This is a genomic window from Bradyrhizobium algeriense (assembly GCF_036924595.1).
GTDB classification, from domain to species: Bacteria; Pseudomonadota; Alphaproteobacteria; order Rhizobiales; family Xanthobacteraceae; genus Bradyrhizobium; species Bradyrhizobium algeriense.
In genome coordinates, this window is sequence record NZ_JAZHRV010000001.1 from 1,210,965 (window position 1) to 1,230,169 (window position 19,205).

Annotated in this window: 14 protein-coding genes and 4 pseudogenes; 9 read left to right on the forward strand and 9 right to left on the reverse strand. The window is 56.9% G+C overall.

The features are described from left to right. The first annotated feature begins 270 nt into the window (after window positions 1-270). The 5 genes from V1286_RS05800 (at window position 271) to V1286_RS05820 (ending at window position 5,917) form a co-directional block, all read left to right on the forward strand. Window positions 271-1,638, forward strand: coding sequence for a hypothetical protein (locus V1286_RS05800; RefSeq protein WP_334478171.1), 1,368 nt, complete (start codon window positions 271-273; stop codon window positions 1,636-1,638). Continuing rightward, window positions 1,638-3,314, forward strand: coding sequence for a GMC oxidoreductase (locus tag V1286_RS05805; RefSeq protein WP_334478172.1), 1,677 nt, complete (start codon window positions 1,638-1,640; stop codon window positions 3,312-3,314). Before V1286_RS05800 ends, V1286_RS05805 begins: the two co-directional genes overlap by 1 nt. After that, complete coding sequence (locus tag V1286_RS05810; protein WP_334478174.1) at window positions 3,311-4,270, forward strand: aldo/keto reductase; 960 nt, start codon at window positions 3,311-3,313, stop codon at window positions 4,268-4,270. Before V1286_RS05805 ends, V1286_RS05810 begins: the two co-directional genes overlap by 4 nt. A 147-nt stretch (window positions 4,271-4,417) precedes the next feature. Beyond that, on the forward strand, window positions 4,418-5,632 hold the full coding sequence (locus V1286_RS05815) for a DegT/DnrJ/EryC1/StrS family aminotransferase (RefSeq protein ID WP_334478175.1): 1,215 nt from the start codon (window positions 4,418-4,420) through the stop codon (window positions 5,630-5,632). Window positions 5,633-5,692: 60 nt separating this feature from the next. Next, window positions 5,693-5,917, forward strand: coding sequence for a hypothetical protein (locus V1286_RS05820; RefSeq protein WP_334478176.1), 225 nt, complete (start codon window positions 5,693-5,695; stop codon window positions 5,915-5,917). A gap of 525 nt (window positions 5,918-6,442) precedes the next feature. Here V1286_RS05820 and V1286_RS05825 read toward each other — a convergent pair. After that, window positions 6,443-7,864 (reverse strand): exopolysaccharide biosynthesis polyprenyl glycosylphosphotransferase, encoded by a 1,422-nt coding sequence (locus tag V1286_RS05825; RefSeq protein WP_334478178.1) that lies wholly within the window; start codon window positions 7,862-7,864, stop codon window positions 6,443-6,445. Window positions 7,865-9,522: 1,658 nt separating this feature from the next. On the opposite strand from V1286_RS05825, the gene V1286_RS05830 reads away from it, so the two are divergent. Next, on the forward strand, window positions 9,523-9,921 hold the full coding sequence (locus V1286_RS05830) for a hypothetical protein (protein WP_334478180.1): 399 nt from the start codon (window positions 9,523-9,525) through the stop codon (window positions 9,919-9,921). 179 nt (window positions 9,922-10,100) lie between these two features. Here the strand turns inward: V1286_RS05830 and V1286_RS05835 are convergent, their stop codons facing one another. The 5 genes and pseudogenes from V1286_RS05835 to V1286_RS05850 form a co-directional block, all read right to left on the reverse strand. Further along, a complete protein-coding gene (locus V1286_RS05835) occupies window positions 10,101-10,349 on the reverse strand; it encodes a DUF6894 family protein (RefSeq protein WP_334478182.1) in 249 nt (82 codons plus the stop codon). A 461-nt stretch (window positions 10,350-10,810) separates the two neighbouring features. Further along, window positions 10,811-11,050: a hypothetical protein gene (locus tag V1286_RS38830; RefSeq protein ID WP_417021103.1), complete on the reverse strand. Its 240-nt coding sequence runs from the start codon at window positions 11,048-11,050 to the stop codon at window positions 10,811-10,813. Between the two features lie 54 nt (window positions 11,051-11,104). Next, window positions 11,105-12,147, reverse strand: a pseudogene (locus tag V1286_RS05840) (ATP-dependent helicase); the annotation flags it as partial. Window positions 12,148-12,208: 61 nt separating this feature from the next. Then, window positions 12,209-12,652 (reverse strand): annotated as a pseudogene (locus V1286_RS05845) (hypothetical protein). A gap of 26 nt (window positions 12,653-12,678) precedes the next feature. After that, window positions 12,679-13,074 (reverse strand): hypothetical protein, encoded by a 396-nt coding sequence (locus V1286_RS05850; RefSeq protein ID WP_334478184.1) that lies wholly within the window; start codon window positions 13,072-13,074, stop codon window positions 12,679-12,681. A gap of 107 nt (window positions 13,075-13,181) precedes the next feature. Here V1286_RS05850 and V1286_RS05855 point away from each other — a divergent pair. After that, a pseudogene (locus tag V1286_RS05855) lies at window positions 13,182-13,811 on the forward strand (Ku protein); the annotation flags it as partial. A gap of 35 nt (window positions 13,812-13,846) precedes the next feature. Here V1286_RS05855 and V1286_RS05860 read toward each other — a convergent pair. Together V1286_RS05860 and V1286_RS05865 are read right to left on the reverse strand one after the other, a co-directional pair. Further along, window positions 13,847-14,449, reverse strand: coding sequence for a hypothetical protein (locus V1286_RS05860; protein WP_417021104.1), 603 nt, complete (start codon window positions 14,447-14,449; stop codon window positions 13,847-13,849). 1,708 nt (window positions 14,450-16,157) lie between these two features. Then, window positions 16,158-16,943, reverse strand: coding sequence for a DUF1236 domain-containing protein (locus V1286_RS05865; protein ID WP_334478186.1), 786 nt, complete (start codon window positions 16,941-16,943; stop codon window positions 16,158-16,160). A 177-nt stretch (window positions 16,944-17,120) separates the two neighbouring features. Between V1286_RS05865 and V1286_RS05870 the strand changes: the two are divergent. Beyond that, window positions 17,121-17,284, forward strand: a pseudogene (locus tag V1286_RS05870) (DUF3309 family protein). Between the two features lie 194 nt (window positions 17,285-17,478). Here the strand turns inward: V1286_RS05870 and V1286_RS05875 are convergent. Next, window positions 17,479-17,679, reverse strand: coding sequence for a CsbD family protein (locus V1286_RS05875; protein ID WP_108522348.1), 201 nt, complete (start codon window positions 17,677-17,679; stop codon window positions 17,479-17,481). Between the two features lie 786 nt (window positions 17,680-18,465). On the opposite strand from V1286_RS05875, the gene V1286_RS05880 reads away from it, so the two are divergent. Continuing rightward, a complete protein-coding gene (locus V1286_RS05880) occupies window positions 18,466-18,843 on the forward strand; it encodes a PRC-barrel domain-containing protein (protein WP_334478188.1) in 378 nt (125 codons plus the stop codon). Window positions 18,844-19,205: the final 362 nt, after the last annotated feature.

Consider the following 19,205-nt stretch of genomic DNA (forward strand, 5'->3'; position numbering starts at 1 on the left):
CGCAGAGTTCCGGCGCCAGTGTTCTATTGGAAATATCCCCGACGGCTCGGTGGGCCGCTGGTGGAACCCGACATTAAGGCCGGCGCCTGTTTTCGATCCCTGGATTCACGCGCAAGTCGCTTCTTGAGGACTCAAGGAACCGATACCGACCGCTTCCGTTATATGCGGCGGGTCGCTGCTGAGATCCTTTCAGTTTGCGGCGCGTGGCCATCTTGCACCAGTTCGGCCGGCCCCGTGATCCGGGCAACTCAGTGTATGCCGGAAAGGCACATGCACGCTCGAGCGCCACCACGCACGACAACCACCGGTCGTCTCGGCGGAACGCATCTTCGCATGGTATTATGCGTTGCCGCGCTACTCTCGCTCTTCCTGTCTATCCATCTTTCGGTCTCAGGAAGTCTTGTGTTCCCCTATGTTGCGGCTTTCGCAACATCTTTCGCTCTGATCTGTCTCGAGTCGCGGCGAATCTCGACGGGGTTGGTCATCGCCGCCTTTCTTCTATTGACTGCAACCGTGGCGTTCTTCGCTTTGTCGATCCCGTACGCGGTCGACCCGTCACGTCGCCTGCTCTCGCTAGCCCAACTATACGTGGCCCTCATCACCAACTACGGACTTTTTCTCGGATTATCTTCGTTGCACTCGCGAACGATTTCCCGCCTGTTCCTGTCTGTGGCCGTCTTCATGCTGATAGTCGCGACATTGGAGGTGTATTTCGGGCTGAGGCCGTTTGTCGACGCAGTCCGGTCCGTCATTCATCGGGAGTATTACGACGACACGACACGAGACTTGGCGCTCTACGGTGCCGTGCGACCAAGTGTCTTTGCTTCGGAACCTTCGCTCGTAGGCATTTTCTGGGGCCTCTCGCTGTGCGGGTGGCTTCTCGCCGATGTGGACAGGTTTGGGATCAGACGGCTTGTCATCGCTTCACTGCTGACCGCATCTGCGGTTTTTGTAATTCGCTCGCCCACCATATTCTATGCCGTCACCATCTGCGTGATCGGGTTGATCGTTGACCGATTGAGAAGAAGCCCTAATCCCGGCGTGCGATTGATCAAATCGGTATCACTGTTTGCCTGCTTCATCGTGGTCATCGCCTCGACCTCGCTGCTCATGCATGCCGCCGACGAGTTCGGAGGATTGATCGAGAACATAGTCAAGGGAGACAGCTTCTACTCTCGCCAGATTGGACCGTACCGTCTTGCGTCCAGCATGGCCGACACCAGTCCTTTCTTTGGTTTCGGATTGGGAGGTGACGCGGAAATGACACCTTACGCAATCGACGCTTTCTCGCCCGTCATCGAAAACATGATCGCGGGTATCGACGCAGCGGACGTCGACAGCGTTCGGGGCATGGGCCTCAATTTCAGAGAGGGCAAGGCAAGTCATCTACTCACAAACTCTTTTTGGCAGTTTTGGATTTCACTTGGCATTCTCGGCGGCGCGATCGTGGTCGCCATCATGGCATTTGCGCTGGCGGAATTGGGCGTGGGCGAAATTGGCTTTGTGCTGCTTGGGGCGACACTTATGGGGCAAACCATGGGAGCCGTCGTGATTGCTCCGGCTTGGACGCCCCTGTTTGTCATCGCCGCCCTTACGGTTGGCTGGGCGCACGCTTCTCGCGCAACAAAGGCGAGCTAATGTTCGGATATTTCTCCGAGCTTCCTTCACTTGCAAACCGCGACGTCTGCGTTGTGGGCGGTGGACCGGCAGGTATCGCGGTTGCGCTTGCTTGCGAGGAGCGTGGGCTCTCGGTTCTCCTTCTGGAATCCGGAAAGGATAAGGTCGACGCCTTTTTTGCTGGCCTCAGCACCGGACATGACATTGACTTGGAGACGCATGCGGCCCCGCATCTGGCTATCTGTCGTGCTCTTGGTGGCGCCTCGAAATGGTGGGGAGGCAGGTGCACGCCCCTCGACGAAATTGATTTTGCGAAACGAGCTTTCGTACAAGCGAGCTGGCCTATTTCTTATGCAGAATTGGCAATCTGCTATGAAAATGCCGCCGAGTTCTTTGGTGTTGCGCCCGCGGACTTTATTGCGCCGATTCCGCCATGGGGGCGATTGGAAGCCGTGCGATTTGAAGATCTGGAGCGATGGACGCCCGAAAGGGATGTCAGCAAGCGCCATCGCGAGCGCCTCTCCACCTCGAAAGACATTGTATTAGTTGCCGAAACTACCGTAACCGAAATTCACGTCTCGGAGGATGCTCGACACGTCAGCCGCTTGACCGTTCGCAGTCGTGAGAAATCAATCGCCATCTCGCCTAGATACATCGTTCTCGCTTGCGGCGGTCTGGAAACGACACGTCTTCTGCTGTGGACGCAATGCAAGTTCCCGAAGCTCTTTGGAGGACCCGACGGCCCGTTGGGGCGGTATTATTCAGGCCATATTTCCGGCAAGATAGCCAACTTGGTCCTGGGCGACCCCGCCCATTTTGCCGCCCACGACTATTTCCTCGATTCAGGCGTCTTCGTGCGCAGGCGGTTTACATTTCCTCCGGAGGTCCAACGAAGCGAGGAGCTTCTCAATATCGCGCTTTATGCAGACAACCCACCATTCCATTCTGCCGACCATCGCGACGGCGTACTATCACTTGCGTGGCTCGCGTTAGCAACTCCGATCCTAGGACGCTTACTTGCATCGGAAGGCGTACGGATCAGTCACCTAGGCCCAGCACCTTATCGGTGGTTTCAACACCTTAGAAATGTGTTGTTGCAGCCTGTAGCAACGTGGACGAGCATTGTAAGCATTCTGAATCAGAGGTACTTTAGCGTTCCGAGGAAGCCAGGTTTTCTATTGTTCAATGAGCGCGGGCGATATTCTCTTCACTACCATGCCGAGCAATCGCCAAATCCGAACTCGCGAGTCATGTTGAGCTCCAGGTTTGACGCATTTGGCTTGCCATACTTGCGCGTTCGGCTTCGGTTTAGCGAAGCGGATGCACAAAGCGTCGTCAGAGCTCATTCAATTCTTGACGCAGCCTTGAGGCAATCAGGATTGGGCTATCTCGAATTCCGTGAACACGGAGCGGACTCTCGCATTAAGCATGTGCTTCGCCAGGCAAAGGATGGCTTTCATCAAATCGGAGGGACGCGCATGGGCTTTGATCCTCAGCAAAGTGTTGTGAACACTGATTGCCGCACGCACGACCTTGAAAATTTGTACATTGCGTCCAGTTCAGTGTTTTCTTCAACCGGCCAAGCCAATCCAACGTTTCCCATGGTGGCTCTAGGTTTCAGATTGTCGGCTCATCTCGCAAGCCAAATAGCCGGGGAAAGAGTTGCCGGCAGCAGCAAACATCGTCCTGCTCCATGAGACAGGTCTATTCAAAAGCGCTGGGGCGCAACGTGTCGGCAATTGGCTTCGGGTGTGCGTCCCTTGGCTCTCGGATTTCGCCAAGCGGCGGTCGCCGAGCCATAGAAATGGCTCTCGAATACGGCGTGAGGTGGTTTGACGTTGCCCCTTCATACGGGGATGGACAGGCAGAGGAGCTGCTTGGCAGTTGCCTGCAAGGTCAGCGCGATAGAGTTGTTATTTGCACCAAAGTTGGTATTGCGCGTCCTAGCCTTTCTTTGTCACAGCGCCTCTTACGGCCTTTAGCGCGAACTGTCGTGTCGGGCATTCCGGCTGCACGTTCGGTTGTAAGGCACGCTCATAAGTTTCCCCGCCGTACAGCCATTCATCCAGACCTGATCGAAGCGTCCCTTCTGCAGAGCCTACGATCATTGCGGACCGATCATGTGGATATCTTGGCACTTCACGAGCCAACGCCGGAGGAGGCAGCAGATAAGCGCATTTTTGATGTGCTCGAGCGATTACTAGACCGCGGACTTATCCGAGCAATTTCTGTTGCCGGGCGGCCCGACAGCATTATCGCATCAGTATCCCGACGCCTCCGCGTCGACTATGCGCAGTTTCAGGATGCACCGCATAGTGGCGTCGCCGTTAGATTGCGTTCTGAGCTGCCAAGCGATAGGCGACCTCAGTTCGTCACGCATGGCGTATTCGGGAAAGAGAACTCGAACGAAATATCTATGCTGTCGTCCCGAGCATCAGAAACTCTCAAGTTTTGGCTTCAAGAGTACGACCCACATGCAACGGAGATTGTAGGAGATCTTTTGTTGCATTTTGCGTTCTCTAATAATCCGAATGGTGTGGTAATAACATCGATGTTTAGCGCACAACATATCGAACGCAATTGCTCACTTGCGGCGAAAAGCCCGACACCAGAACTCGCAGCTAAGATCTCTGCACTTCTAAAAAGCAGATAGAGGCGCGGTCGTTGCCGATCTCGCAGTGGTCAGGGACCTAAATGTGCACCGTCCCCATCTGCAGGCTCTCTCGATTCTATTTCGTCCATTGCCCGAGGGGTATTTGTAATAGATGGCTTTTCTACCGGCGCTTAAGGGCCAAAACGGATGCAAATACCGCATCAAATTATCTATCAAATTCGATATATCTCTTGTTGGCTTAAGTCCGACCAAGAGGCCGATCAAGTCTTTCGATTTAGACTGAATTCTCTGTTGGGCGGAGCAAGCGCCACAATACCGTTAGGGCGAGCCCGCTCCGGAATCTTTTTATTGGTCAAGCAGGTCGTTACAAAAACGCGGCGCAACGTAATTATGTCGCCGTACACTATACCCGACGTCGTTAACATGGTGAAGTTTGGAGGGGGCGAGCCTGTTTTCGTCGACTTTCGTCCAAATTCGACCAACGTTGATTTTGGCCACCTCCGGTCGCTCATCGATGAGCGGACCGCGTGTGTTCTGGTCACTCACTATCACGTCCCCCAAGTGGAAACGAATGCGATAGCTGACTTCTGTCGCTCCAGAGGCGTGAAGTTCTTCGATGACTGCGCCATATCTTTGGGCGCTAGTATCGAAGGCAAGCCAATCGGTACTGTCAGCGAAGCAAGCGTGTTCAGTTTCTCGGGATTTAAGATACTAAATTTTTTTTGGGGCGGAGCGATAGTCATGGCTCCTGGAGAGATTGCAACGGCTATCGAAGCTGAAGTTGAAACTTGGCCGCGGCTGAGGTTCTGGCAGTATCAATTCCAAGCAAGAAAAATTCTAACGTACCGCTTTGTCACGAGTCGCTTGGTGTTTCCGTTGTTTTTTAGGCTGCGGCGCTCAATTATTGAGTCGGGTGAGATTGTCGACGTCCTTCCTTTGTCACGCATTGAGACGGCTAGTCTGGACGACACGATTACTAGCCGGCCGGCCCTCGCTGCCTTAGGTGAGTGGAGCCGAAAATTTGGCGATATCGCAGACATACTCAACCACCGTCGCTCCATCGCCGCGGTCTATGATCGTTATTTTCGCCAGATTAGTGTATCGGCTGAGACACCCGAAGAATGTCGCGCGGAGGCTGGCTTCGTCAATTATCCGATCATCGTCGGTCGCAATTCGCGAGATGAGATCTACAGGACGTTGCTAGCCAATAACTACGATGTAGCTTTGTCACTTTACCCGAATGTCCATGAAATGGAGAAGTTCACCGATATACCGGGCCGTACCATTAATGTTTCTGAGTTGGTGCGGTCGATCGTTACCCTGCCAACGCACACGCGTGTGACGCCCGCATATGCTGAAAGACTGAGCCAGTTTCTGTTGACATTGATCCCGAGCTACTGAGTTCGATTCCTTTGATCGTTAGCGTGGATCCAATAGGAAGGTCGCATCGGACCTGAGCGCTTGGTCTTCATCGACATGATCTGGAACAGGATCGACATGGCCCCGTTGCAGGCTGCGCGCCACGCGGCTGCAGGTTCTTCGCCAAGGTTCCGCACGGTCGTTGGCACCATGACCTTCCTGGCGGCATTGCATCACAACTGGACCATCGGACGCTGCCTCGACCGCTTCACCCGCGCGAATGCGCCAACTCCTTCGAATCCGGTGGATGGATACGAGCAACCTTGATCGAGAACTGCTCGAATTGCGGAAGCGCACAACGTTTGTTGCTAGAGCTCGCCAGGAGCAGAGGACAGCAACAGGGTGCAGCCGGCACTTCAGACAGTTTCGAAGCGCACTGCTTAAGGTGACTACTGGAGCGATACACGCGCCTGCAGGCGACCGGCGCTGCAATGCACGTTTTGGTTAATAAAAACTTGGCTTGTCGTGGTGCTCACACCTTCTATCATCCAAAGTGCATCGCGAATAGCGAATCATCCTAGGTCCGGAGCCCTCAGTGGTCGGCTTAATGATCGTCAGCTTCGTCTTGGGTGTGTACGTGGCGCGCTTTAATATTTTGGCCGCAACCGTCGCGAGCATAGTCTGTGCCGCGGTTTCGTTACTTTACGATTTGAGTAGCGAGTCAACTCTCATGCACTCTCTTCTGGCTAGCGTCGGTACGGCATGTGCGCTGCAGGTCGGCTATCTCGTTGGTCAGCTACTGCGGCTCCCGAGAAGATAGTGTTGCCGCCATTCGCAGCGCCCCTGGCGTTGCTAGTAGGCGTTCTCATAACTTTTCTTTGAAAATATCGTCATCACGACAATTTTTAGATCGAAGCCAAAAGACCAGTTATCAATGTAGTACAGATCGTGCTCCACACGGGCGCGCATTTTTTCGAAAGTGTCGGTCTCACCACGGAGCCCATTTACCTGAGCCCAGCCCGTAATGCCTGGCTTGACGTTATGACGTCGAGATAGGCGGGCGATCTGACCTTCAAACATTTGATTGTGCCAGACGGCGTGAGGACGTGGTCCGACAATCGACATGTCCCCCCGGATGACATTGAAGAGCTGAGGGAGTTCGTCGATATTCGTTCGTCGCAATATCCGTCCTATGCGCGTGACTCTAGGATCATCCCGGGTTGCCTGACGAGCAATCGCTGGGCCCGCTACCATCGTGCGAAACTTTAGAACCGTTATGGGCTTATTGTTATAACCATGGCGAGTTTGTTTGAACAGAACGGGACCTCGCGAACTCAATTTTATCAACGCGGCCACCATCAGTATCAGCGGCATGAGTAAGAGGCCGGCGGCTGCAGCAACAAACAGATCAAAACTCCGCTTGAGGAAGCGATCCATCACCCAAGCGGGTCCGGACGCGCTCTCGAACACGGAGGCATGGCCGAAGCATCCAATTCGGCTACAGCGCATGAAATTCAGCATGCCAACAGGTAGAAGTTGAATCCGAACCGGCATTTCGGAGAGCATATCCACTGCACGAGTGACTGCTTCCATATTGTCCGAATGGAAGAGCAGCAACACCGCATCACATTGGTGGGTCCGAGTGTCGCGCAGGATCGTTTGAAGCTGAAGCCAAATATCGGTCGAGTCCAGACGATAAACTTGACGTATCTCCTCCTGCGTGGATGATAATTGCTCGAGGAGTAGGGTCGGTTTCTCGACGTCCGGGAAAACTAGGACCACGACGCCCGGTGAGGTCCAACGGCCGCTTTTTCGGCCGACTTCGATAGCGTGCAATAATAGTGCTCGAATCATGATCTGCGTTGGTAAGGCGATGGCCAACTGCGCGAGGAACGTTCCCCTAGAGTAACTCAAGACCGTCCCACTAATGAACATGAGAGCGAGAAGGAAAACAAAGGCTAAGGCCAATGCGAGCACTCCTCGGTGAAGCGCTTGCCGATTCCATTCCGCACCATGAAGATCGTATTGTCTGTCGGCCAGACAGATTATGCCGTACATCAGCGCCAGTTGCGTGCAGATCCATCCGTACGAAATCGTACCGGGCAGTCTGCCCCAAACAGTTAGATGATATGCAACAAAAGCTAGGTAGGTCGATATTGCGACGGCCGCCATTTCGGTTAGGGCCAGCATTGCAGCGAGCACTAGGCGATCGTCGTGGCTCTGAGCAATTTCCTTCGAACTCGCCACCGGTCCAGAAAAATTTGATTGTAGCATCGCTGGCCTCCGGCGAAAATCAAGTTCGTTCTGGCACTATTGTTCCAATTCTACCGGATCTCGCCCCTTGCTTCGGACCACCACAGCGCAATGCTCCCAAGAAAACGGAGAGTCGCCTACCTGATAGCACGAAGCCGAACGCCGATGCTCCAACCTGAGCCGGTAGAGCCATTCCAAATGAGCCGAGCGAATCCACAACGGAGCGCGGAAGTTCGCCGGCCCATACAATCAAGCAATCCTCCGAGAGCGTTGCCTAGCGTGCAGCCAGTCGCATCGATATTTCCCGTAAGGCGAAGCTCTTGGGCCGGATCTCCTAAGGCAACAAGCCGCAGGTACGGCCTTGCGGATCGAATGCGTCGGAGTGGAGCGGGCGAATTGAGATCGGCGCATCCGTGTTGAACGCCCACGAGTTGGTGCTGCGAAAGGCGCTCTACCAGCTCGAACGCCACCATCCACTCGTCGGACGCAAGTCATAGCCTTCGTGGGGAACGCATTGGCCACATTCGCGAGCTTGCGAATCTTCGCCCCGTTCTCGATACAGAACGAACCACTGAGGCGAATACGGCTGAAGGGCTCGTGGTCGGTGTGGCTCACAGCGATCGAAGCGTAAACTCTCACCGACATCGGTGTAATTTCACCAAACAGGTTCAAGGAAGAACCAAAACAGGTATGGAAGAGCCCGCCGTGCGTCGATACAAGCGATCTGCGGCGATGAGATGCTTTCGTTACGGCAAGAAAGTTGGCGAATAAATCGGTTGCTTGGACGTGGACAATGTCAGCGCCACTGGCAGGATATCGGGGTGGTTGCCAGTACAGAATCCTTATCAGCTTGACCTGATGAATGGCCTCATAGGCACGCAAACGCGCACTGGTCGTGGCGGTGTAAAAGGTGCGGTCAGGCATCCCTGCCCGTGCTGCAAAATCCGACTTCATTTGCCGCGTGGGAAGCCCTCGAACGACGTATTCAAACGCACCGACCGAGGCTGCAAACCGTCCAACTACGTGCACTATCGACATGGGCCGCTCCGGACTTAAGCGGCGCCCCTATTCCCCTGAGCAGTCATGATCTGCGCCGGGTATTCCCAACCGTTCAACTTTAACTTAAGTTGATCGCTAGCCTTAGGCTTTTATCAGAAACCCCGCAGTTGGTCGGATCCCTCTGCCCACGATTTTCAAAACGATTGACGTGGATTTATATCGGTTCCCCCTGGAAAAACGGTCAACCGAAACTGCTGTAACCAGCGACGTCGGCCGCAAGGACGCCGACGAGACGTCGCACCAGGCATTCGCGAGATGAGGATTCTCTTTGCTCGACACGACGCATGGCAACGCGACCGGGCTGCAGATATGCAGGCAACAACAGCCATCGGTGGTAGGGTGGCAAGTCGCAGCATGGCAGTCGTGAACCGCCGCCTCCAATTGACAATCATGAAGAGGCGACGACTTGCGACGAATTTCAGGTGCAGGCGTTGTTGGGCACTCGTAGAGCGCGTTCCGCGGCCGTTCATCTATGTCCGCCCGTATTGACCGGCGAATTGGGTAGTAGACTGAAGCTGGCTGGTCGAGCGCTGTTTCTAGCAAGGAACCACTTCATATCTGTGCTGTTTCCCTTGCATTCCTCACTTCGTGACAGGGAGAACCTTGAGTAGGAGGTTCAGATGACCACTCGCATAGCGACTGCAGTCGCATTCACCCTTATTCCCGCATCGCCGGCGTTTGCTGATTGCAACCAAGAACTGAAAATACTGGAACAGAAAGTCGTTTCGGCGGAGACAGGCGCGAGCACGAGCGAAACCGGAATGGCGGTGACCAAGCACCAAGAGGAGCTTCTAACGGGAAAGCAAAAGAGCGGTGCGCCGGAAACCACCGGAACAACGGCGCGTGCTGTGGAGCCTGTTTCACCTCATCAGGAAAAAGTCACCGGCAAACGTAGCGTCGAGGGCGGGGATCATGCCGCCCAAATGATCGTCGAAGCCCGTAAGATGTCCGAGGCCGGCGACGAGCAGGAGTGCATGAAGAAGGCAGCGGAACTCAAAGACATGCTGGGACCTAAGTAAGCGTCAATCGCGCCAAATGTGACCCAGGAGGCGCCATCCACGCGAAGGTTCGCGGATTCGTACATCACAAGCCAGCCGCTCTCGATCGCGAGCTTGATGTCCTGCCATGGTGCGATTCCTTCATGCGATATTGCGCGCTAATTGGCGAGGAGCTCCAGCGCCAGCTTTACGCCAGCGCTTTATTGCTTTTTCCAATCTATCTCGAACGTGAATTTTGCTTGCAGTACAGGACCATCTTCATCGCGGACTTCGACTTCCATACCACGGCCGAAGCCGTTGAAGCGCCTGCCTCGTACCGCATCCTTTGCCATATCAACCAACGAGCGCGCCGCCTCTTCCTGCACGGCTTCAATATCGGGCAGTTCAAGCCCTTCCTCATCCACGGAAACGGCGTCGCCGTCGCGTAAGTCAAAGTAATAGCGCTTCATCGGCCAATCCCGGGCGCCTCACCTGTCGAGTTAAAACCTAGAGAATAGATCTTGCGTTCCAACGAGGTCGAATTTTTCGCGGCCTTGGAATGGGACCCTAGGAGAGGGGGACCGATGCCAGCCCAACAGGCCTGAAACGTTTTCTTTAGGAACGACGATGCGCTCGGGGATTCGATTTCAAGCTTGCGGTTTGTGGCGCTCAATGGCTCCAGCCAGAAGACAACATGGCTCCAGCCAGAAGAGCCTCGTCAGAGGATGCCGTCGTCCAGGTCTCAACTTCGGTCCGCGAGATGGGAGGAGGGCATGCCTCATCGCGCCAATGGCGGGCCCTTTGCGCACGATCGGTGCAGGATAGTCGGGAAGGTGCTGACTTATCGGTTCACGACGCGAAACAGCGCGATGATGGCAGACTGGTGGTGGTGATCGAATAGAGATTGCACACAGCCTTCCCCGTATCTCGTCTATCGCCACATACCGCGCATGCGGGCGCCAATATCCAGCGTTGGTCCCTGACCAGCGGTGCGCGCCGCGGTACCGGCCGGCGCAAGCAGCCAGGCAGTCCGCTCGAACAGACCGAGGAGCTTTTCGGGAATGAACCGCGTCCTCGAGGCATACAGGTTGCGATCGCCCTGCGCGTGCTGGCCGTGCACAAAGAAGCGCTGCGGCACGACGAGATGGAGGTCGTCCTTTGCACGGATCATCGCGACATAGAGCAGTCGGCGTTCCTCCTCAATTTCGACGATAAAACGTGCCTAGTCGGCCTCGTCGCGGACGGTAACAAGTTGCGGCTTCGCTGCAGAGGTGCGCTCGGTCCAGAGGTTCTTGGTGAAACGCTCCTTGGCGAGACCGATAACGCCGTTGGCGGCGGCGAGTATCGTTTGCGTCGATCGATAATTGCGGTCGAGCGTGATGATGCTCGCAGGCGGCGAGAATTGGTCGGGAAAGTCGAGGATGTTGCGCACGGTCGCGGCGCGGAATGAATAGATCGATTGGGCATCATCGCCGACTACCGTGAGGCCTCGGCCGCCGGGCTTGAGGGCCAGCACGATCGAGGACGGCAGGCGGTTCGTGTCCTGATATTCATCAACAAGGACGTGCTCGAATCGGCCGCCGATGTCATCGGCCAGGCCGGCGTCGCTGACCATTTGTGCCCAGCAGAGGAGGAGGTTGTCGTAGTCGAGCACGTTCTGCTTCTGCTTGGCCTCGACGTAGGCCGCGAACTTTCCTTGAGCTCCGCCGCCCACCCAGCACACCAGGGATACGAGGACCTGACAACTTGCTCGATTGGCGTCTCGGCGTTGACGCAGCGCGAGTAGATCGAGAGACACGTCCCTTTGGTCGGAAAGCGACTTTCGGTCTTGGAGAAACCTTTCTCATGCCGGACCAGGTTCATGAGGTCGGCGGAGTCTTCGCGGTCGTGAATCGTAAAGGCGGGGTCCAGGCCGATCTGTTCGGCATACTCTCGCAGCAGCCGGGCGCCGATCCTAGGTTCCGGCCCAGGTCAATGCGTCCGTCATCACTCCGGCGGTGTCGCCCATGACCTTGCGCGCGATGCGTTCGACCCGCTTGGTCATCTCGGAGGCGGCCACCGCGAAAACGTCATCAACAGGATCCGGCGCGGGTCGGCGCCCTGAACGATCAGATGGGCGACCCGATGCGCGAGGGTGTTGGTTTTTCCAGACCCTGCTCCTGCAATCACCAGCAGCGGTGGCGCCGCCAATCCTCCTGCTGCCCCGTGCTCAACCGCACGCCGCTGCTCGGGATTGAGGATTTCGAGGTAGGTGGTTGCCGTCTGCACGCGGGGCGTCCATTCATTGTCGGAATGAACGACGGTCGATGATTCCTGCTGTAATCGCAACCTAGACCTCTGCTCGGGGGTGGCGCGGCTGCCAGGTAAGCTGGAGCACGGTCGCCGACAGGCGCCGTCCTGTATTGGCGCACTTGCGGCAGCGCAGACGGCTTGCGAGATCGTGCACCAAGGTAGTCGGCGGGTGCTTGAGGGCTGCGAGTCGACATCGTTCGGGAGTCTTGCACCGTGAAAACACTGGATTTCCAGCCAGGGAAAGCCGCCGTTGATGGCCTGGTCAATTGTGGGCGACGGGTCGATCGCTCGCCATCGCTCCACATCCGCTCGTACCAGCTTTCGCAGGTAAATCAATCGGCCTGCTGGATCAGCGCAGCGCCCTTGGCACGCATCTCCACTGACTGCGCAGCCAGAATTCCGGTCGTCGCGCGCGCCTTGCCAAGCTCCTTCGTCTTGCGGAGCCTTCCGACAGCGGCGTGGGGTGGTGCTTCGGCGCCATCCGGACATCCAAGGGTAAGATGTAGGCTAGGTCATATCGAATCCCGGCCAACAGCCATCGTCTTCATGGGAACCTGTTCTTTGCCGACACGTGTCGTCCAACAGCCGCTGCGCGACGTCGTTCCAGATTGCGTTACGGCCATACAGGCGGACCGCATCCGCGGGCTGGATCTCTACGGTACGCTGGCAACGTCGGCAGGAGACGCGCAGAACGTGGCGCTGGATCTCCGACAGATGTCGTTGCCGTAGCTGAAGACCATTCGTGCCAGCGTGAGGATCCTTGAGGACCGAACCCCAGTATTCGGCCGGGAGTGCCGCGTCCGGAGCCGCAGCGGAGCTCGGTAACTTCCGTGCCGCCTCCGCGGCCAGTTTTTCCATCTGTTTCGGGGTTGGCATGCGCCAGCTCGCGGGTCGGTCGGTCATTTGCCTTATTAGAACATAAAGAGAACAAGCGAGTCGAGTCCGCATTGCAGATTTTGTCGGGCGGGTGCCGTCGGAACTACGGTCCCTCAATCGTCTTGAATCCGGCAAAGGAGGAACTCGAAATCGTTGCACTGGAATCCACCCGCACGAGATCGACGAGTTTGTCGACCGCAGTGAGATCGACCCTCGCTATCTGATTCGCCCCTACTACCTGCGGCCCGACGGCAAGGTCGGCCATGACGCGTTCGCGATTATCCGCGAGACCATCCGCGAGATGGATAAGGTCGCGATCGGACGTGTCGTCCTCACCAATCGGCACGCTCCTGCGCTACCCGTACGAAGTGCGCTCGGAGCAGGAGTATTTCGAGGAAATCCAGGACGTCAAAGTTACCAAGGACATGCTCGATCTCGCCAAGCACATCGTGAACCAGAAGGCCGGCCGGTTCGAACCCGAGAAGTTCGAGGACCAGTACGAAACGGCCTTGATTGACCTCATCAACCAGAAGCGCACCGGCAAGCCAATCACTCCGAAGGAGCGTCCCGCCGCCGGCAACGTCGTCGACCTGATGGAGGCGCTGCGCCGGAGCGTCGGCAAGGAGCAGCCCTCGAAGGCCACGAAGAAGCCGAGGAAAGCCGCCGGACAGAAGGAGATGCTGCTGGCGATCTCCGGTAAGAAGCCGGCGAAGGAGAACGCCGCAAAGAAGACGACGCCGAAGCCGCAGCGGAAGTCGGCATAGAACGCTCCGCTGCAGCCGTGATGAGGTCCGCGGCGTCAGCCGAGAGGTCGGGTTTGTCTGAAATGGAAGCCGTTCGGAGTGAACCTGCGGGCCACGGCGCGCGCCTTGTCCTCGCATGTCTCCAGCGCGATCTTCTGGGCGAGCATGACATCTCCGATCGGCAGAGCGCCGATCGGCATGAAACACAACCCCTCCTGCAGGCGACCTCGTTCGTCGATCTCGCACACGTTCACCGAGGCCCCGGCGTGGATCCTGTACCGCTTTCCGCTGTCGCTTCCGACGACCTCAAAGTAGCCCCGTCTGCCGAACTGCTCCAGCTGGCTCGGCGACAGCCATTTTCGCAATAGCCGCAGCGACCGGCCCTCCGGCGTGCCCTCGGCGCCGTGCCTGATGAAGAGTGCTCGCGCCCGAAGTTGTGTTCTTTCAAGAGAAGAACATTTGCATTGCAACATGTTGGTCGCCTGCTGATCGCGGATGGTGCAGCCGATGCTCTTGACTGAACTGCGCTGAGGATACGCCAAGCTATACCGCGATCCTTCGAGCAGGCGTTCTTGGACTAGAGAATAGGGAAGGGGCGAACCGGTTTCGTAAAGACCATGGCAGGCGGCTGGCGAGAAAGATGACACGGCGACAATCATGCCTTCGTGATGCTGCTAGACAATAGCTTGCTCCGAGCCCACGATCGGCACCGCTTCTGAGAGAGGCACGACAGATGACCATCCATAGTGCTATTGGCGCCACTGTCGCATTGGGGCTTGTGCTGGTCTCATTGTCAAACGTCGCGCTCGCGCAAAGCCGCACCCAGAAGAAGCCAACGTCGGAGGAAAGCCGCTTATGCAAATAAAGCCGAGCGCGCCGATAGGCTGCAAGCTCGTCGGAACGGTCAAGGGCACAAAGCTCTGGGCCGGTGACTGCACGGCGGCGCCTGAACTGAGAACAACCACGCCGGAAGATAAAGCGCCGACGCCGTCGCCCGAGACGGGAACTACTCCGAAGGAGCAGCAATAAGGAAAGCTCGGCCGGTTGCGTCGCGGAAATCATGAAGCAACTGAAATAATACCGGCAAAATGCGGAGAACTGCGCCTACCTCGCGGAAGGTGCTCCCAACGAGCCAACCCGCCAACAGTACATGCGAATGAAAGCAGCTTGGAGAGCATTAGCCGACGAACAGGACTGGCTTGAGGGCGAGATGTCACCTGCACGTAAAGGCGACGGCTGACAACGTCCTGACCTGCCCGCCGCAACCTTATTCGCCAGGCAGGCAACGTCAGATCGCTAGGAACAACTCTGTCTGCGAACCCGTTTCGTTTGCGGGCCACTCAGTACGCGTATCAGTGGCCCGGCGCGGCCCCCGCCTCAACCCCATGCCCCCGAGAGGGCGCGGGGCCGTGTCCGCCAATACCGTGCGGTGGCGATGCCAGCCCGGATGAAAACGGCGCAGGCTGCAACGCTGGGTGCGGAACACTGATGGCAACAGTCTGGGTCTATGTCGATACCAGCAAGACAGTCGGCGACCGTGATCATCTCAAAGTCTTTGCGAACCGCGACGCTGCCGACGCATGGCTTGTTAAGCACGATCCCGAAGTGTCGCCTTCGAATACGAGGTGTTGGACGCTGCATGGCCGAAATTCCAGGCGGAAAATATCTAGGCGCGAACACTTGACGGCATCTAACAGCTGGGCAGTGGATCGCTATACGCGATCTCGGGTAGGTCGAGCATGTCCACGATGGCAGCGAATTCGAAACTGGCCTTCCTACTCCATCAGGAAGCCGAAGCATCCGTGCGGCGTCGCAAGAAGTAGTTAAAGTCCTTTATTCACCTCGAAAGCGGACATCCACCAGTGCGCTTGGCAGGTCCGCTTGGTGCCACTCGGAAGTTTCCGATTTGCCTAGGAGCTGATCGCTCTCGGTCTCTCTCCCGGCTTAAGGTCAGATAACGACGGCTTACCGGCGCGTAGACGGACTACTCTTTCGAGATATTTTGCAGAGCCGAGGAAAAAAGTCGCGGGCTATCGCATCTGGGGCTGCGGAGGTTGTTTGCTTGGCCCCGCGTGGCGACACGTTTTCGTTCGAGTCTTTCGGCCTCGCGAATGTAATTCATGGATAATTCGCGTAAGCGCTGGATAGCCAAGCGTTCCGAAATGCCCATGAGCGGGTCTCAGACCAAATACAGCATTGATGCGATGAATGCGGGACTAGCCCGTTCGAAAAAATCAAGGCCGCGCTTTCATCCCTGAGTCCGCGCTGCGCTAGATTAAGCGTCCCCGGCCACGGTTTTGAGCAGGCATGCCCCATGCGAAAGGCGGGCATTTCTGCCCGCCGTGAACTCGCAGTCAACCGTCGGATTTAGGCCTCCAGAACCGCCACGATCTCGTAGGTGTTCGGATCCACAATCACGATCTGCTCCTTGACGAGGATGTACTTGTACCTCCGCCATTCCGGATAGATCGTCACCACTCGCTCCGGCAGCGTGTGGAAGGTCACGTCGCGCGGCACCTTAGTGCCGACCGAAATCGAGAAGTTCACGTTCGTCACCGGCTCAACGCGGGTCTCCTTGATCGCGCTGGTGATCTGCGTGCGTTGCTCGGACGAGAGCTTCCCGGCAGCGCCAGCCTGGCCCGTCGTGGTCGTGTCTTTGCCCGCGGCTCCGCCCTGCGTCTGAGTCTGCATACGGTCTTCCTTGCCCTGGGCCTTCTGGTCCTTCTGAGGCGTAGTCTGCTCGCGGCCTTGGGTCGTGCTCTGATCACGTTGCTGCGTCGTGCTCTGATCACGGCCTTGGTCACGTTGGGGGGTCGTGCCTTGGCCGGTCGTCTGCTCACGATCACCCTTTTGTTCGGCCTTCAAGCCGCCGCGGTCCTCCTTGCCCTCGGCTTTCATGCCCTTTTCTTCGCGGCCTTCCGCCTTCATGTCCTTGCCGCCCTTCATCTGGTCTTCAGTGCGCTGGCTCTTTTCAGCGCCCATCGACTTCTGCTCGGACTTCATGTCGGACTTATCTTCTGCCGCGCCACGCTGCTGGGTTGCGGCACCGCCCGACGGCGAGTCACGGCCCGTCCCGGTTCCCTGCGCATTGGCGAAGCCGGCTCCAGCGATCAGAGTCGCCGCGGCGACCGAGATCAAAAAACGTTTAGTCATGGAATCTCCTCCACAGTTTGCACTGCCCTCGGCGATTTAACGAAAAGGAAATTATGACGTTCCTTGGATGCGTTCACCATGCTCGAAATCCCCAGCGCCCTCTCACGTGTTGAAACAAATGTTCCAGCATTGGCTTATCCCTCCAGTCTGGCGCCCATGCGGAATGGAGAGAGTTCAATGTCGATCAGTACGATCATACTGATTATCTTGGTGATTGCGTTGTTGGGTGGCTTTAGCGGCATTGGCGGCGGCCCATTTTATGGGACCGGCTACTACGGCGGCGGTGGATTGGCCTTGTAATTATTATCCTGCTGATTTTGATTCTGCTGGGCAGAATCTGAATCGTTTCGGGCAAGCTCTTTTGCAGTTTACCGGCGCGGACAGGTTGTCCGGATTACTCGCGGACAGGTTGTCCGGATTACTGGAGCATAGTTTGTCCGCCTGCCAAATCCGGTCGCAGCAAAAACCGCCTTGCAGGGTGGCAAGGCGGCTTAAGGACACCGAACGAGTTTGCGTTTGTCCTAAACGTGAGCGTTCAGGGCAATGTCGAAAACCAATCATCAACGTCCTTACGGGCTTGATCCTTGGCGTAGCCGTAGCGCTTTTGTAGCCGACCTTCGAGCTCATCGCGCCGGCCGTTGATGGCGGTCAGGTCATCGTCCGTCAGTTTGGCCCAGTTCTGTTTGACCTTGCCCTTGACCTCGTTCCAATTCCCTTCGATTCGGTTCCAGTCCATGGTATGATCCTCCGGCTTCGGAAACCGCAACGCTTAGACCATCGTCTGGTTCCGACCCGCGGCGGCCGCGGGGTGGCGTGCAGGAAATGGGTACGTCCGGAGGAGGACAGTTTAGGGCGGACGAAAAGAAGCCCCTGAATTCAGCACGACTACGAACTAACGCGCGTGTACGATGCGCTGCGAGCGGAACGATGCCGTGGCGGGGCTGCTCGTATCATGCTTTCGAGTGTCAGCGAAAACGCCTTCATAAGGGGAGGCGGTCAAATTCGGAAGTCTCCCTGCTTGAACAGCAGGTGCCGTTATACTCTCACGAACGTCAGGCCGCCCCGGCAGGTCCGTTCGGCACCGCCTTGAAAAGGGATGGCACCTATTATTGCTGCGACCTCTGCGCTCAAAAAAGAAGATGCGACCAATTTGCGCGATCGTTTGAGAAGCAAGTTTGAGAAGCAAGGGTCGAAAACCTTGTGCGGGGGCGTCGAGCCGAGTTTACGGTCAGGTTGAACCAGGATGACCAGCCAAAAAGTGACTTTCCTCGGCGGTACCGGCTTTTGGGGCCGGCGCGTCGTTCAACATCTCTTCGACTACGTTTTGAGATCAGGGCTGCGTCAACAGGGAGCTTAGCAACAGGTCATGCGGACTGGAGGTCGTTAGAGCCAGTGTCGGCGACGATAGATCGATGATGAGCGCTACGGCGGGTGCTTTCGTTGTGAAATGTCCTCCGGAGCGCCAGGAACGACCCCGTAGCGGCCGAGTTAAGTCGACAGAACTCACTGAGGGAGGAAGCCAATGGCCCGCGCTACAGCCCATCCGGATCATCAATGCATCTCAAGCGAAGACATTCATGGAACCGAGGTTTATGGAGCAGATGGAAAGAACATCGGTGAGATTGATCACCTTATTATCGACAAGGTGTCAGGTCGCGTGGCTTATGCCGTCATGAGCTTTGGCGGATTTGTTGGGTTAGGCCACAGCCATTATCCCATCCCCTGGGCCGCTCTGACATACGATACCTCGCTTGCTGGTTTTCGAACCAGTATCACCGAGCAGCAGCTGAAGGATGCGCCTGAGTTCAGTGATGACTCATGGCAGGATAGAGACTGGGAAACGCGCACCCACCGGTACTACGGGATGCCTACGTACTGGGAAGGGCGGGGCGGCTTATAACGCTAGGTAGCGTATCCGAAAGTTTCAATCGTGAGCGGCTGGTCGAAGCCCTGGGAAGTCCCGTGGGAAGCGGGAAGCAGCCTAGCCGCAATCGGGTGGGCACTCCGGGCAGGTATCAAAGGACGTCCTTGATCGCGGTAACAGCTTCGTCCGGTGAAACGCCAAACCGCGGATCCTGGGCACACGACGACTAGCGCCAGTTCGCGGGAATGCGGATCTGCGCGGTCCTTCATCCAGCCATGCTCCTCGCACTCCACGGATGGCGCCCGCCTCCTGGAGCCCGAGATTGCCCAGCCGCGTAGCGTCGGGACGGCCGGCAACCGTTCGTTCATCATCAGCATCGAGATCACTCCTGCCGGACG

Coding starts and splice junctions, on each gene's coding strand:
- V1286_RS05800 (WP_334478171.1), top strand. CDS start 271: ATGCACGCTCGAGCGCCACCACGCACGACAACCACCGGTCGTCTCGGC.
- V1286_RS05805 (WP_334478172.1), top strand. CDS start 1,638: ATGTTCGGATATTTCTCCGAGCTTCCTTCACTTGCAAACCGCGACGTC.
- V1286_RS05810 (WP_334478174.1), top strand. CDS start 3,311: ATGAGACAGGTCTATTCAAAAGCGCTGGGGCGCAACGTGTCGGCAATT.
- V1286_RS05815 (WP_334478175.1), top strand. CDS start 4,418: ATGCAAATACCGCATCAAATTATCTATCAAATTCGATATATCTCTTGT.
- V1286_RS05825 (WP_334478178.1), bottom strand. CDS start 7,864: ATGCTACAATCAAATTTTTCTGGACCGGTGGCGAGTTCGAAGGAAATT.
- V1286_RS05830 (WP_334478180.1), top strand. CDS start 9,523: ATGACCACTCGCATAGCGACTGCAGTCGCATTCACCCTTATTCCCGCA.
- V1286_RS05835 (WP_334478182.1), bottom strand. CDS start 10,349: ATGAAGCGCTATTACTTTGACTTACGCGACGGCGACGCCGTTTCCGTG.
- V1286_RS38830 (WP_417021103.1), bottom strand. CDS start 11,050: ATGATCCGTGCAAAGGACGACCTCCATCTCGTCGTGCCGCAGCGCTTC.
- V1286_RS05850 (WP_334478184.1), bottom strand. CDS start 13,074: ATGACCGACCGACCCGCGAGCTGGCGCATGCCAACCCCGAAACAGATG.
- V1286_RS05860 (WP_417021104.1), bottom strand. CDS start 14,449: ATGATTGTCGCCGTGTCATCTTTCTCGCCAGCCGCCTGCCATGGTCTT.
- V1286_RS05865 (WP_334478186.1), bottom strand. CDS start 16,943: ATGACTAAACGTTTTTTGATCTCGGTCGCCGCGGCGACTCTGATCGCT.
- V1286_RS05875 (WP_108522348.1), bottom strand. CDS start 17,679: ATGGACTGGAACCGAATCGAAGGGAATTGGAACGAGGTCAAGGGCAAG.
- V1286_RS05880 (WP_334478188.1), top strand. CDS start 18,466: ATGGCCCGCGCTACAGCCCATCCGGATCATCAATGCATCTCAAGCGAA.